Annotated in this window: 11 protein-coding genes; 6 read left to right on the top strand and 5 right to left on the bottom strand. The window is 71.1% G+C overall.

Annotated features, from left to right (window positions below; translation table 11 throughout):
* Nucleotides 1-30 precede the first annotated feature (30 nt).
* A complete protein-coding gene (locus tag ACIRRY_RS21200; protein WP_403974884.1) occupies nucleotides 31-693 on the bottom strand; it encodes a bifunctional DNA primase/polymerase in 663 nt (220 codons plus the stop codon).
* Between the two features lie 256 nt (nucleotides 694-949).
* Between ACIRRY_RS21200 and ACIRRY_RS21195 the strand changes: the two genes are divergently transcribed.
* Both ACIRRY_RS21195 and ACIRRY_RS21190 read left to right on the top strand, forming a co-directional pair.
* Nucleotides 950-2335 carry a transcriptional regulator gene (locus tag ACIRRY_RS21195; RefSeq protein WP_403974882.1) on the top strand — a complete coding sequence of 462 codons (1386 nt, stop codon included), beginning with the start codon at nucleotides 950-952 and terminating at the stop codon, nucleotides 2333-2335.
* Nucleotides 2336-2547: 212 nt separating this feature from the next.
* Nucleotides 2548-4338, top strand: coding sequence for a hypothetical protein (locus ACIRRY_RS21190; protein ID WP_403974880.1), 1791 nt, complete (start codon nucleotides 2548-2550; stop codon nucleotides 4336-4338).
* 36 nt (nucleotides 4339-4374) lie between these two features.
* Here ACIRRY_RS21190 and ACIRRY_RS21185 read toward each other — a convergent pair whose 3' ends face one another.
* The gene (locus ACIRRY_RS21185; RefSeq protein WP_403974877.1) at nucleotides 4375-5685 is read right to left on the bottom strand and encodes an ABC transporter substrate-binding protein; all 1311 of its coding nucleotides are present in this window, start codon (nucleotides 5683-5685) and stop codon (nucleotides 4375-4377) included.
* 117 nt (nucleotides 5686-5802) lie between these two features.
* Here ACIRRY_RS21185 and ACIRRY_RS21180 point away from each other — a divergent pair, with 117 nt between their 5' ends.
* Both ACIRRY_RS21180 and purU read left to right on the top strand, forming a co-directional pair.
* Nucleotides 5803-6303 (top strand): hypothetical protein, encoded by a 501-nt coding sequence (locus ACIRRY_RS21180; RefSeq protein ID WP_403974875.1) that lies wholly within the window; start codon nucleotides 5803-5805, stop codon nucleotides 6301-6303.
* Between the two features lie 376 nt (nucleotides 6304-6679).
* On the top strand, nucleotides 6680-7561 hold the full coding sequence (gene purU, locus ACIRRY_RS21175) for a formyltetrahydrofolate deformylase (protein ID WP_403974873.1): 882 nt from the start codon (nucleotides 6680-6682) through the stop codon (nucleotides 7559-7561).
* A 307-nt stretch (nucleotides 7562-7868) separates the two neighbouring features.
* Here the strand turns inward: purU and ACIRRY_RS21170 are convergent, their stop codons facing one another.
* Together ACIRRY_RS21170 and ACIRRY_RS21165 are read right to left on the bottom strand one after the other, a co-directional pair.
* Nucleotides 7869-9104 carry a zf-HC2 domain-containing protein gene (locus ACIRRY_RS21170; protein ID WP_403975569.1) on the bottom strand — a complete coding sequence of 412 codons (1236 nt, stop codon included), beginning with the start codon at nucleotides 9102-9104 and terminating at the stop codon, nucleotides 7869-7871.
* A 515-nt stretch (nucleotides 9105-9619) separates the two neighbouring features.
* Complete coding sequence (locus tag ACIRRY_RS21165) at nucleotides 9620-10192, bottom strand: sigma-70 family RNA polymerase sigma factor (RefSeq protein WP_403974871.1); 573 nt, start codon at nucleotides 10190-10192, stop codon at nucleotides 9620-9622.
* Between the two features lie 324 nt (nucleotides 10193-10516).
* Between ACIRRY_RS21165 and ACIRRY_RS21160 the strand changes: the two genes are divergently transcribed.
* On the top strand, nucleotides 10517-10903 hold the full coding sequence (locus ACIRRY_RS21160) for an STAS domain-containing protein (RefSeq protein WP_403974869.1): 387 nt from the start codon (nucleotides 10517-10519) through the stop codon (nucleotides 10901-10903).
* Between the two features lie 183 nt (nucleotides 10904-11086).
* On the top strand, nucleotides 11087-11599 hold the full coding sequence (locus tag ACIRRY_RS21155; RefSeq protein WP_200689302.1) for an EF-hand domain-containing protein: 513 nt from the start codon (nucleotides 11087-11089) through the stop codon (nucleotides 11597-11599).
* On the opposite strand, the gene ACIRRY_RS21150 is transcribed toward ACIRRY_RS21155, so the two are convergent.
* On the bottom strand, nucleotides 11583-13112 hold the full coding sequence (locus tag ACIRRY_RS21150) for a class I adenylate-forming enzyme family protein (RefSeq protein WP_403974867.1): 1530 nt from the start codon (nucleotides 13110-13112) through the stop codon (nucleotides 11583-11585). The genes ACIRRY_RS21155 and ACIRRY_RS21150 overlap by 17 nt on opposite strands.
* Between the last annotated feature and the right edge of the window lie 7 nt (nucleotides 13113-13119).

The raw sequence follows: 13119 nt of genomic DNA, 5'->3' as shown, positions 1-13119 counted from the left end.
CCAGCCCCCACCGAACCCGCACTCGCAAAACTACCGATCCCGCCCACACGCATAGGCGAGCGGCGAGATCAACTCCTCCGCATCCGGCAGCCAACGATTCGCCGCGGTAGGCCGGCAGGCCCACTGCACAGCCCCCCGGGACCCGAACCGAGTGGGCGGCGCGGCCACATACCCACCCTCACCCAACACCACAAGATCAAGAGAAGCCGGCGCCCACCCGATCCGCCGCACCAGATCCGGCACCTTCACCGAAGCCCCGGGAAGAACGAAGAACTCCATCCGCCGATCCGGAGTCAACGACACGGGCCCCAGCGTCAACTCCATCCGCTCCATCCGGGCCAGCGCCAGGAACCCCGAAGTCTCCGGAACGGAAATCGCGTCGAACGTCCGCCCCGTCGGCAGCAGAATCGATGCCCCCGGCTGCTTCTGCCACATCCGCCGCGCGACCGTCGCACTGCCGGTCGCCTGCGAAGCCCAGTCCTCACGCGCCGGGTGTGCGCCGGGTGCGGCGCACGCAACGTCGTCGCACGAGCAGCGCTGCACCCCGTCGACGGCTTCCAGCCAGGTGCCGGGGAAGACGTCCCAGTGGCGCTCCTCGGCGTAGCGTACGGCTGTCTCCAGCAGCGATTCCCCGCGCTGCTTCGGAATCTGAGCGGCTTCGGTGCCCGCGATCGTCTCTTCCACGCCCAACACAACTCCCGCGCCCACCTCGGGTTACGGCTGTAGCGCGCGCGGGGGAGGAGCATCGATTCCGCAACTGGGGCGCATGGATGCATGTGCGGGGGCGCGCGGGAGGAACGACGGCGGGAGTTGGGTAGCCACCTGTGGGGCGGGCACCAGGTTTTACCCCGGCATTCCTCGCATGCTTCGCATTTTCGCCATGTTCGCTGGGCACTGATCTTCACGGCCGGATCTTTTCGCTTCAGGGGTTGTTCCCAGGGGGTACGCCATGGCCGCAAGGCCACTTGTCGCGCGGCAGCCGAACGAACGGCTGCAGGCGCTCATCCAGGAGGCGGGGTGCTCGAACGCCGGGCTGGCCCGCCGGGTCAACATGTGCGGCGCCGAGCACGGTCTCGACCTGCGCTACGACAAGACGTCCGTGGCCCGTTGGCTGCGGGGGCAGCAGCCGCGCGGGCGGGCTCCGGCGATCATCGCCGAGGCGCTGGGCCGCAAGCTGGGCCGTACGGTCACGATCGACGAGATCGGCATGGCCAACGGCAAGAACCTCGCGTCGGGTGTGGGCCTGCAGTTCTCGCCGACCGTCCTCGGGGCCATCGAGCAGGTGTGTGAGCTGTGGCGCAGTGACGTGGGGCGCCGGGACTTCCTGTCGGGTTCGTCGGTCGCCGCGTCCGCGCTGGTCGAGCCGAGCCGTGACTGGCTGATCTCCTCGCCGGACTCACAGGTCGCGCGCGCGGCGGGACCTCGCGTCGGGCAGTCCGACGTGGCGGCGGTCCGCGCGATGACGCAGGCGCTCAGTGAGTTGGACCACCAGTACGGCAGCGGGCATGTGCGCCCGGTCGTCGTGCACTACCTCAACAGTGTCGTCTCCGGCCTGCTGGCGGGGTCGTACCGGGAGGCCGTGGGGCGTGAACTGTTCGCCGCCGTCGCCCGGTTGACGGAACTCGCCGGCTACATGGCCGTCGACACAGGTCAACCGGGCCTGGCGCAGCGGTACTACATCCAGGCGCTGCGCCTCGCACAGGCGGCGGGGGACAGGGGATACGGCGGGTACGTCCTGGCCGCCTCCATGAGCCATCTCGCCGCGCAGCTCGGAAACCCGCGTGAGATCGCCCAGTTGGCGCGCGCGGCGCAGGAGGGGGCGCGCGGTCGTGTGACCCCGCGGGCCGAGTCGATGTTCTACGCGGCGGAGGCGCGCGGGCACGCCCTCATGGGGGACGCGCGGTCGGCGCAACTGGCGTCGGGGCGCGCGGTGAGCGCGCTGGACGCGGCCGATCCCTCGGCCGGGGACGACCCGGCGTGGATCGGACACTTCGACGAGGCCTATCTCGCCGACGAGTTGGCGCACTGTCACCGCGATCTGGGGCAGGCCGAGGCGGCGGCCAGGTGCGCCCAGGAGTCCCTGGACGGGCACCCGGAATCGCGTGCGCGCCGCCGGGCCATCGGGTACGTCCTGCTCGCGAGCGCGCAGGTGCAGCAGCGCGAGGTCGAGCAGGCCTGCAACACGGGCCTGAAAGCAGTGGAGTTGCTCGGCTCGCTGCGGTCCAACCGGGGCGCCGAGTACCTGGACGACTTCCAGCAGCGCCTGGAGCCGTACCGGGACGAGCCGGTGGTGCGGGAGTTCGGGGCGCGGATGGAGTTGCAGGCCGCCGCGTGAACAGGGAGTGAACGAAGCTTCTGGTGCTCTTCCGGTGGTGAAAGGGGGGCGTACAGCGGGATTTGGAGCGGTTGGTGGTGCTGATGGGGGCCTGGAGCTGTTACCGGGGTCACAAGTGGAGAGGTCCAGTCCAGTGCTGCGTGGCATCGGGCTCGGGGTACCCGGTAGCGTGAACCGACGATCCCGTAGGTCCCCCATTCGTAGGAGTCCCGGTGACGCAGAGTGGACAGGGCGAGGAGCCCTCGGCGCGGCCCGCGCGCGAAGGCATCGTGCTGCCCTCCGACGGAGGCGCACCCCTCCTGCCGGGAATGACGGGCGGACACGGTGACCAGCGATCGGGGCAACAGCCTTCGACAGCACCCCCGGCCGTCGGCCAGTCGTGGGGCGGGTCCTGGGGCCCGGACCAGCAGCAGGACCCCCAGCACCACCATCAGCACCAGACCCCGGCCCCGCCGCCGGGCCAGGGCTGGGGGGACCCGCAACAGCAGCAGCACCAGCAACCGCAGCAGTGGGGCGCCGCCCCCGAGCTGCCCGCTCCCGCGCCGTGGGGCGCCCAGGACGGCGTCCCGGGCCAGCCCGGGGCCCTGCCCCAGGAGAGCGCCCAGCACGCGGCCTACGGCGTGCAGCAGCAGTCGTACGCACAGGAGTACTCGTCGGGATACGCCCCGGAGCCCTCCGCCGGGTACGTCGGGGCGGGCTACGCGTCCGACCAGACGTCCGCGGCAGCTCAGTCCGCGGGGCAGGGGTACGGGAGCGGCGCCCAGGCCTATGGATACGGACAGGGCGCTTCCGGTTCGGGCTCGGCGCTGCCGGCCGCCGCGTCCGCGTTCCCGAGCGCCCCGCTGCCGCGCGCCGACGAGGGCGCGACGCAGTACATCCCGCCGATCGTCAACAATCCCGGCGACGAGGGTGCCACCCAGTTCCTGCCGCCGGTCCCCGCCGCCCCCATGGACGAGGGCGCGACCCAGTTCATCCCGCCCGTCGTGTCCGGGGCGTTGCCGCCCGAGGTGTCCGCGGGCGCGATGCCGCAAGCCGCGCATCCCGACGCGCAGCCCACGCAGTTCCTGCCGCCGGTGCCCGCGCAGGGCGGCCCTCCCGGGTACGGGGCGCGGCCCGGCGGGCCGGACGACCGGCAGCCGCCCGCCGAGTTCGACAACCTCTTCCGCAGCGACGCCGGGGGCGAGCCGCCGGCCGCGTCCACGCAGCAGATGCCCCGCTTCCAGCAGCCGCCGCGGGACGGGCAGCCGGGCTACGCGCAGGCCCAACCGCCGTACGCGCAGCCGCAGTACGGGCAGCAGTCGTACGCCCAGCCCTCGTACGTGCCGCCCGGGCAGGACGGCGGACGGCGTGGGGCGCAGGACGACGACGGCGGCCGGGGCGGGCGCCGTTCGCGGGTGCCGCTGATCGCCGGGATCGGGGTCGGTATCGCGATCCTCGGGGTGGGCGCGGGGGCGCTGCTCAGCGGGGGCGGCGGCAAGAGCGACGCCAACAAGACGGTCGCCGCCACGTCGGCCGCGACGGACGGTTCCTCGTCGGCGGGCACCGACGCCGCCAAGGAACAGGCCGTCGCCCTGGACAAGTTGCTCGCCGACAGCGGCAGCAGCCGTGCCTCGGTGATCAACGCCGTAGGCAATGTGAAGGCCTGCAACAAACTCGGCGACGCGGCTTCCGACCTGCGGGACGCGGCGGGTCAGCGCACCGAACTGGTCACGAAACTCTCGCAGTTGAAGGTCGACAAGCTGCCGGACAACGCGGCCCTGACCGCCGCCCTCACCAACGCGTGGAAGGCCTCCGCGTCGGCCGACACCCACTACGCGGCCTGGGCCGACCAGGCGGCGGGCAAGCACGGCTGCAAGAAGGGCCAGGCCCGCACCACCGGCCAGACCGCGGCCGGCAACGCGGCGAGCGGCACCGCCAGCAACCAGAAGGCCAAGGCCGCCGCCCTCTGGAACTCGATCGCGAAGACCTACGGCCTGACCCAGCGCCAGCCGACCCAACTCTGAGGAAGCGAAAGCGAAAGCGGGAGGCCTGGGCGGGCGTCAGTTCAGATCGGCGTTGCCCAGGGTCTTCGTCATATCGAAGAACCCTTTCTTCGCGGACACCAGGACACCCTTCCGTACGATCTGAAGGGTCACGTTCGCGTTGACCAGCCGGGCCAGTCCGACCGAGGCCAGGTTCTCGTCCTGGGCACTCCACTGCAGCGTCGGCGTGAGCCCGCCCGTGGTGACCTTCACCCCGTCGTCGAGCGCGCGCCGTACGGTGTCGGCGGTGATGTCACCGCTGCCGAGCGAGTTCACGACGGTCTTGAACGCGGTGTACGCGATCCAGGTGGTCTGCACCCCCGCGTCCGCCGGGTCGATGCGGTTGTCGCCGAAGGCCACCTCGTCGACGGCCTTCTTCATCGGGTTCCAGCGCGGGTCGCTCGCGACCGGGTACCAGCCGGTGATGTACGACCCCTCGTACGGCCCGGACTGCCCGCCCGTCGAGTTGATCTCGGTCTGGTCGACACTGCCGAGCACGGTCGCGGCGCGCACCGCGGGATAGTCCTCGCGGTCGCGCCGGAAGGAGTCCATGAAGGTGTCGGTACGGTCGCCGAGCGAGGGCACCACACAGCCCTCCTTGCCCGTGCCGCCGCTCGCGCTCTTCAGGGCGCGGGTCGACTGGCTGGAGTACTCGGTGGCGTCGTCGGCCGCGAGCTGGTCGGTCGCCGCCGCGTGGCCGCCCGCCGCGAGCCCGGCGTTCAGCAGCGGGGGCAGGTCGTCGCCGACGATCGAGTCGGGCCGTACGAGGGTGACCGGGCCGCAGGTGGAGGCGAGTTCCTTGCCGAGGCCCGCCAGGAGCGCGGGCTGGCCGCCGTTGACGGGGTAGGACAGCGCGCGGGTGAACTCCTCGGTCGTGACGCCGTAGCCGCCTATGTACGGGATGCCGGCGCCCTCCAGCGGGGCGAAGTACGAGTCGCTGAACTCGCTGTAGGAGCCGACGACCGCGACGACGTTCTCCTGCACGGCCTGCCGGGCGCACCTCGCCGCGGACACGGTGGTGTTGTGGTCGTTGCAGGTCAGGACCTTGAGTTTGCGGCCGTTGATGCCGCCGTGCTTGTTGATCCACTTCGCGTACGCCGACGCCATGGCGGGCATGCCGGGCTTGTTGGTCGCGTTGGTGTCCCAGGGCGCCCAGGTCATGACGGTGATCGAGCCGTCGCCGGAGCCTCCCGTGACCCCGGGGATGACCCCGCAGCCGGCCACGAGCGACGCGCAAGCCCCCAGAGCCGCCGCCGACATGACGGTCGCTCTGACGGGGCGGGTGAAGGTGGGGAGGAAGGTGCTGCGGTTGCGTCGCCTGCCTGTCATGGACAGACACGCTTCCGCCACGCAACTAACCGGGGAGTGACTCCGGGTCAACGAACGGTGACTTGGAGGTGAATTACGGGGGGCGTTCCTGTGTGTGTGACGAGGAACGTACGATCGATGACCGTGCAAGCTCCGGAGAACTCTTCCCGTCGCCCCCGTCGCTCCTCCACCATGGGCGGCATGCCACTGAACGACATGCCCTGGTGGCGCTGGCGCAGCAACGTGCGTTCCGCGCTGCACATGCTCTCGGACCCGGCGTTCCAGCAGAACGTCTGGCTGGCCGGTGTCGACGGCTACGGTGACGTCACCGACGCCGTCTACCGCCTCGTCGAGGACACCTGGCTCGACAACTGGTCCGCCGAGAAATACGTCGGCACGATCTTCCGCGACTCCCAGGAGGCGGCCCTCGTCGATACGGCCGTCCTGCGCGTCCTGCGGATCATGCACCAGGTCGGCCCCGACGCCCAGGTCTCCGCATACGTCGACCACCAGGCGTGGCCGGAGGCGGTGCGGGCGGCGCGTGACGCGCATGTACGGATGGCGGTGAGCGACGGAGACGACCCGGACACGCCGCCGCGCACGCTTGAGGTGCTGCAGATCATCACGCGGTCCGCGTAGCGGGGGGGCGGGGTCTGCGTGGTCCGGGTCCGGGTCTGCGGGTCCGGGTCCGGGTCTGTGTGGCGCGGGGTCGGTCCGGTTGGTGTGGGCGTCGGCCTGGGGGCGCGGGCCCTGGTCCGGGTGACGTGGGCTCGGGTCCGCGCGGTGCGGGCCGTGGTCTGAGTGGTGCGGGCTCCGGTTCGGGTGGCGCGAGCTCAGGTCTGAGTGGTGTGGGCGTCGGCCTGGGGTGCGGACCCCGGTCTGAGTGGCGTGGGTCCCGCTTCGGGTGGCGCGAGTTCCGGTCCGGGGGGCTGGACCCTGGTCCGGGTGTGTGGGTGGCGGTCCGGGTGGCGGACGCCGGTCCCTCCGGACAGGGGGATATGGGACCCTGTCCCGCATGAATGCGCAGTCCACCGCCGCCGCGGCACCCGCCGACCAGTACGTCCTCACCCTGTCGTGCCCCGACAAGCAGGGCATCGTGCACGCCGTGTCGAGCTACCTCTTCATGACCGGTTGCAACATCGAGGACAGCCAGCAGTTCGGCGACCACGACACGGGACTGTTCTTCATGCGCGTCCACTTCTCGGCGGAGCCGCCGGTGACCGTGGAGAAGCTGCGGGCGAGCTTCGCGGCGATCGGTGACTCCTTCCACATGGACTGGCAGATCAACCGGGCCGCGGACCGGATGCGGGTCGTGCTCATGGTCAGCAAGTTCGGGCACTGTCTGAACGACCTGTTGTTCCGGGCCCGGATCGGTGCGCTGCCGGTGGACATCGCGGCCGTGGTGTCCAACCACACGGACTTCGCCGAGCTGGTGGAGTCGTACCACATCCCCTTCCACCACATCCCGGTGACGAAGGACAACAAGGCCCAGGCGGAGGCCCAGGTTCTCGACCTGGTCCGCGAGGAGAACGTCGAACTCGTCGTCCTCGCGCGCTATATGCAGGTCCTCTCCGACGACTTCTGCAAGGCGCTCAGCGGCCGGATCATCAACATCCACCACTCCTTCCTGCCGAGCTTCAAGGGCGCGAAGCCGTATCACCAGGCGCACGCGCGGGGCGTCAAGCTGATCGGCGCCACGGCCCACTATGTGACCGCCGACCTCGACGAGGGGCCGATCATCGAGCAGGAGGTCGAGCGGGTGGGGCATGACGTGACGCCGGACCAGTTGGTGGCGATCGGCCGGGACGTGGAATGCCAGGCGCTGGCGCGGGCCGTGAAGTGGCACGCTGAACGCCGGATTCTGCTCAACGGGCGCCGGACTGTCGTGTTCGCCTAGGAGTTCGGGAGGCTCGAGTGTTGCGGGCGGGTGCGGGTGCGGGTGCGTTGTGGCTGGTCGCGCCGTTCCCCGCGCCCCTTGAGGGGGTTCTGTCTCGGGGCGGGTGCGGGTGCGTCGTGGTTGCTCGCGCAGTTCCCCGCGCCCCTTCGTAACTCGGGCCCAGTTTTATCGGTGCGGGGAACTGGGGTTCCTTCGTGGCGCGGGCCCAGTTGTCAGGGGCGCGGGGCCGTATCAATGTGCGGCTCCGCCGCGTGGGCGCGACCAGCCCCCACGCACCCGCACCCACCGACGAACCCGCAACCAGCCCCTACATCCGGCTCAACGACGCCGTAGCGAACAGCACATCCCGGATCGCCTGACGGTCACCGAGCTGCCCCGCAGCAGCCTCCTCCGGCGACACATGCCCGGCGGCCAAGTGGCAGAACTCGACCCCGTCCAGGGCGATATGGGCAACCTCCCGCTCGGCGGAGCCAACCGCCCCGGGCGAGTCGAGGGAGATCAACCACTCACCCCCACCGTGCCCTTCGATCTCCAGCCGAAGACTCCGCCCAGGCTCCCCCACCCCGACCAACTGCCGACCCCCGCCCGGCGAAGCCAACCCGTGTCGCCGCCGCTCGGCCAACACCACCGGCAACATCCGCGCGGCCAGATCGATCATCCGGTTCAGATACCGAGGAGACGGCGGCTCGTACGGATAGTCCACCGCCTCCGCGATGTCCTCCGCGTGCACCCAGCACTCGAAGGCCCGGTCGAGCATCGCATCGTGCAACGGAAGCTCGAAGTCCCCGTAGGAGACGGCGAGTTTGCCGGTGCTGCCACCGGTGAACGACACCGTGCGCACGATGTTGTGGCTCTGCTCGCGCCAGGGCGGCCGAATGGACCGGGTCGGCGGGAAGTGCGACGACTTCCAGTACGCCTCGGTCCGCGAGGCCGGCGTCGCCGCCTTGGCGACCTCCCCGGTCAACGGGTCGTCGAGACCCAGCGCCGCCGCGACCAGCCCGTCGACGGTCAGCAGATGCGCGATCACCCCGGCGACGGTCGTACGACGACTCGTCGGCCCCTCGCCCTCGAACCACCGCAGCCGCACGGGCGCGTGCCACTCCGCGTCGCCTATGTCCTGCAACAGGGCGTCCAGCCGCGCGGTCTCCGCGTCGTACGGCGTCGCCCACTCCGGCACCGGGATGCGCGGCGGCCGGCGGTCGAAGGAGCCGGTGAGGACGCGCGTGCGCAGCCCGGGGTCGAGGTCGAGGGTCTCGACGGGGTGGAGCAGTCCGACCGCGCCGCGCAGCCGCAGCGCCTCGTCCGCGCAGGGCCCGCACTCGCCGAGGTGTTCCTCCACGGCAGCCGTCTCCGCCGTAGAGCACGCGGCCAGCGCCCACGCGCCGAGCAGCGCCTTCAGCACCCGGTGCTCCAGCACCAGCGGCACCGCCCGGGCCTGGGACACGTCGAACTCGGGCAGCGGTCGCCCACCGTCCTCCACGGAGGCACGCGGCATCGGAATCCACGGCGGCTCACCCGCACCGCTCACGGTCCCACCCGTCACGGAACCGCCATCGCCACCGGAACCGCGCGAGCCGTCGCCGCCCACGGAGCCGTCACCGGAACCGGCCGCTTCGCCGCGTGAGCTGTCGCCGCTCACGGAGCCGTCACCGGAACCGGCCGCTTCGCCGCGTGAGCTGTCGCCGCTCACGGAGCCGTCACCGGAACCGGCCGCCGCACCGCGCGAGCCGTCGCCACTCACGGAACCGCCCCCGGCCCCGCCCGGCCCACCCCGCACGCCGTCGTCGCCGTCACCGTCGTCGTTCACCGAACCGCCGTTCCCGGAGCCGTCGTTCCCGGAGCCGTCGTTCACAGGCCGGCCGTTCCCACGACCGCCCCGCACAGAGCTGCCGCCGTCCTCGGAGCCGCGGTCCTCGGAACCACCGGGCCCACCCGGACCCCCGCTCCCCGACCCACCCTGCGCCGGCACGACCTCCTCACCTTCCCCGGCCCCTTCGCCGTACCCCTCGTGTCCCTCGTACCTCTCGGACCCCTCGAAGCCGTCCCGCCACGCGTCGGTCACGTCCCACCCCCCGCTCCCGGCGGTGCGCCGGCGTCATGGGCGGTGGAGAGGAGCTGGAGGCCCAGGCGGAGGCGGCGGCGGGCCTCGTCCTCGGTGACGCCGAGGTCGACGGCGGTCTGGCGGTAGTCACGGCGCTCGAAGTAGGCCAGCTCCAGGGCGGCCCGCAGCGGGGCGGGCATCGACGTGACGATGTAGTCGGCGCGGGCGGCGACGGAGGCACGGCGGACCTTGCGCTCCAGCTCCTCGGTGGAACCCTCTCCACTGTGCGCGAGGGCGACCGTCTCGGTGGCGCGCAGCCGCTGCACGGCGAGGCGGTGGGTCAGCGCGGCCACCCAGGAACGCAGCGGGCCCTGCTTGGGGTCGTAGGCGTCGGGGTGCTCCCACACCTGGGTGAAGACCTCACGGGTGATGCCGTCGGCGGCGCGCTCGTCACCCAGCACGCGGTGGGCGAGGGAGTGCACGAGGGAGGCGAAGCGGTCGTACAGCTCACCGAGGGCCGCCGCCTCGCCGCGGGCCAGCCGCTGCTGCATCTTGCGGTCCCAACGGGGCGGTGCGTCCTTCGTCGCCATGCGGCCCCCTCACCGTGTCCGTGCCCAAGTCAAGCGTGCGCTCACCGTCTCTTCGAATGTAGTGGGCACGTCTGACAGCGCACCCCCCATTCTGCAATTGCACGCCCCCGAAGCGGCGCGGGTGGTAACGGATCGGCGCCTACCCTGCCCACACCTGATCGAACAGGATCGAAGGCGACTAAAACAAGCCTCTTCGGGCCGCTATCCGTTTCTGCCCCCGTGTTTCAGGGAACGGCCGCTGGGCAGCCGCGCTGCAAGGAAGCGTAGGTACGGCTTCCGTTTCCGGACGGTCTCCGGGAGTTCCGGCTAGCGAGAGGCGCGACGGTGGCCTTCAATGTGAACGACGGCGAGCGCGGCGACTGGTCCGTGCTCCTCGTGTCCGGCGAACTGGACCTGGTGAGCTCACCGGTGCTGCGCCAGCGGGTGCACGACGTGGTCGCCGACGGGCGGCACAGCCTGGTCCTGGACCTCTCCGAGGTGCTGTTCTGCGACTCCAGCGGCGTCGGCGTGCTCATCGCCTCCCGCCGCCTCATCCGCTCCTGCCAGGGCCACCTGCGCGTGGTCCTGCCGGCCCGGGGCGCGGTCGACGGCTCCCATGTGAACCGGGTCCTCGGCGCGCTCGGTGTGCGCCGCCTCTTCGACGTCTATCCCGATGTGATGACGGCCACAGAAGAGGACCCCGAGGAAGAGGCGGACCCCCTCTCGGCGTGACACCGGGGGATCTCGGCGTGACACCGCGGGATCCCGGCGTGACACCGTGGGTCTCCGGCGTGACGCCGTTGTTTCGGAATTTCCCCGGTCTTGGTACAAGCGACGTTTTCCGCTCCCGGACCCGCCCCGGCGTCGTACGCTCCAGCCAAGCGCACCCCACATGAGTAAGGCGGCCCGAAACACATGGTCAGCACCGAGTACGAGCGACGGATCGCCGCCCGGTTCGCCACCTTCGACCAGGACGGCAACGGCTTCATCGACCGCGAGGACTTCAACTCGGCGGCCAAGGCGCTGCTCGCGGAGTTCGGTACGGCGGCCCGCTCCGACAAGGGACAGGCCCTGTACATCGGCGCGGAGGCGTTCTGGCAGGGCATGGCGGGCATCGCGGACCGGGACGGCGACCAGCGCGTCAGCCGCGAGGAGTTCGTGGGCGGCGCGGTCAAGCGGCTGCGCGACAACCCGGAGCGCTTCGCCGAGATCGGCCGCCCCTTCCTGCACGCGGCTCTCGACGTCGCGGACCCGGACGGCGACGGCTCGGCCACCATCGCGGACACCGTGCGCGTCCTGAAGGCCCTCGGTGTGCCGGACGACATCGCCGCCATGGCCGCCGCCGCGCTCGACACGGACAGCGACGGCAAGGTGGGCGAGGCGGAGATCGTCTCCTCCTTCGCCCGCTACTTCACCGTCCCTGAGTAGTACGCGGATCCGAATAGCGTTCCCGCAGCTTGTACTTGAGCACTTTGCGCAAGGCGTCGTTGCGTGGAAGGGCGTCCACGATCTCCAGCTGCTCCGGCAGCTTGTGCACGGACAGCCCTTCCGCGCGCAGATAGTCCGTCACCGCCGACAGGGTCAACTCACCGGCCCCCGACGGCTGTTCGACCACCGCGCAGACCCGCTCCCCACGCTCCGCGTCCGGCAGCCCCACGACGGCCACGTCATCGACGTCCGGATGTGCGGCGAGCAGGTCCTCGATCTCCTTCGCGGAGATGTTCTCCCCTTTGCGGATGATCACGTCCTTCAGCCGCCCGGTGAGGATGAGATGCCCGCTGTCGGTGACGACCCCCAGGTCCCCGGTGCGCAGAAACCCGTCCGCGTCGAAGGCTTCCGCCGTCTGCGCCGGGTCCAAGTACCCCTGGCACACGGCCTCCCCGCGCAGCCGCACCTCGCCGCCCTCGGCGATCCGTATCTCCATCCCCTCGGGCGGCCGACCCTCGGTCGTGGCGAGGTTCTCGGTCGTGTCCTCCGGGTCGCCCATGGTGATCATCGGCACCTCGGTCATGCCGTAGCCATGGGTGAGTTGGACCCCCATCTCCCGTACGACGGAGTGGTAGACCTCCGGCGGCTTCGGCGCCCCGCCACCCGCGAGCAGCCGCAGCGAGGGAATCACCTTCTGGTCCGGCTGCTTGCGCTGCTCCGCAAGGAACATGGAATAGAAGGCGGTTGACCCGCCGGCCACCGTCACCCCGTGCTTGCGGTACCCCTCCAGCGCGTCCGGCAGCGCGAACTGCTCGAACATCACCGCAGGGAAGCCGTACAGCAGCAGCATGACGGTGTAGTCGGGCCCGGCTATGTGCGCGTACGGGAAGGCCATCGAGCCCACGTCGTCCGCCGTCAGCCGCAGCGCGTGCGCGAGGCACGAGCCGCCCGCGATCAGTGAACGGTCCGTGTGCAGCACGCCCTTGGGGTCGGAGGTGGTGCCGGAGGTCCAGTAGATCCAGCGCACCGAGGTGCCGTCGGTGGGCGGCGCGGGGAGCAAGGACGGCTCCCCGTCCGGGAGTCGGGCGTCGTCGTACGCCTCGAAGATCCCCCTTGCGCCGAGCCGCCGTGCCAGCTCCGTGTGGTCGAAGCCGCGCCAGGTGCCCGGCACCGCGAAGTACTCCGCCTTCGACTCCCGTAGCGCGAAGCCGACTTCGCGGTCCCGGTAGAAGGGGATCACCGGCGTCTGCACGGCGCCCAGGCGGGCCAGCGCGAAGGAGAGCAGGGCCGTCTCGATGCGGGTGGGCAACTGCCAGGCGACGACCGTGCCGGGCCGTACGCCCATGCCGTACAGGCCGGCCGCCACCCGCTCCGAGCGGTCCCGCAACTCGCCGAAGGTCAGGGCCCGGTCGTCCTGGAGGAGGACCGGCCGGTCGGGGGTCAACTCGGCGCGGCGGACGACCAGTTCCCACAGGGTGCGGGAGGAACTCAGGGAGTGCGGCGTCTCGTTCATGGTCCCC

The sequence above is a fragment of the Streptomyces sp. NPDC101776 genome, assembly GCF_044766845.1.
Classification (GTDB): domain Bacteria; phylum Actinomycetota; class Actinomycetes; order Streptomycetales; family Streptomycetaceae; genus Streptomyces.
Note: the sequence above shows the minus strand (reverse complement) of the source record. Positions and strands in the feature narration are given on the sequence as shown.

Excerpts from the sequence above, each read along its gene's own strand:
- ACIRRY_RS21195 (WP_403974882.1), top strand. The coding sequence starts at position 950 with ATGGCCGCAAGGCCACTTGTCGCGCGGCAGCCGAACGAACGGCTGCAG.
- ACIRRY_RS21185 (WP_403974877.1), bottom strand. The coding sequence starts at position 5,685 with ATGACAGGCAGGCGACGCAACCGCAGCACCTTCCTCCCCACCTTCACC.
- ACIRRY_RS21180 (WP_403974875.1), top strand. The coding sequence starts at position 5,803 with ATGACCGTGCAAGCTCCGGAGAACTCTTCCCGTCGCCCCCGTCGCTCC.
- purU (WP_403974873.1), top strand. The coding sequence starts at position 6,680 with ATGAATGCGCAGTCCACCGCCGCCGCGGCACCCGCCGACCAGTACGTC.
- ACIRRY_RS21165 (WP_403974871.1), bottom strand. The coding sequence starts at position 10,192 with ATGGCGACGAAGGACGCACCGCCCCGTTGGGACCGCAAGATGCAGCAG.
- ACIRRY_RS21155 (WP_200689302.1), top strand. The coding sequence starts at position 11,087 with ATGGTCAGCACCGAGTACGAGCGACGGATCGCCGCCCGGTTCGCCACC.
- ACIRRY_RS21150 (WP_403974867.1), bottom strand. The coding sequence starts at position 13,112 with ATGAACGAGACGCCGCACTCCCTGAGTTCCTCCCGCACCCTGTGGGAA.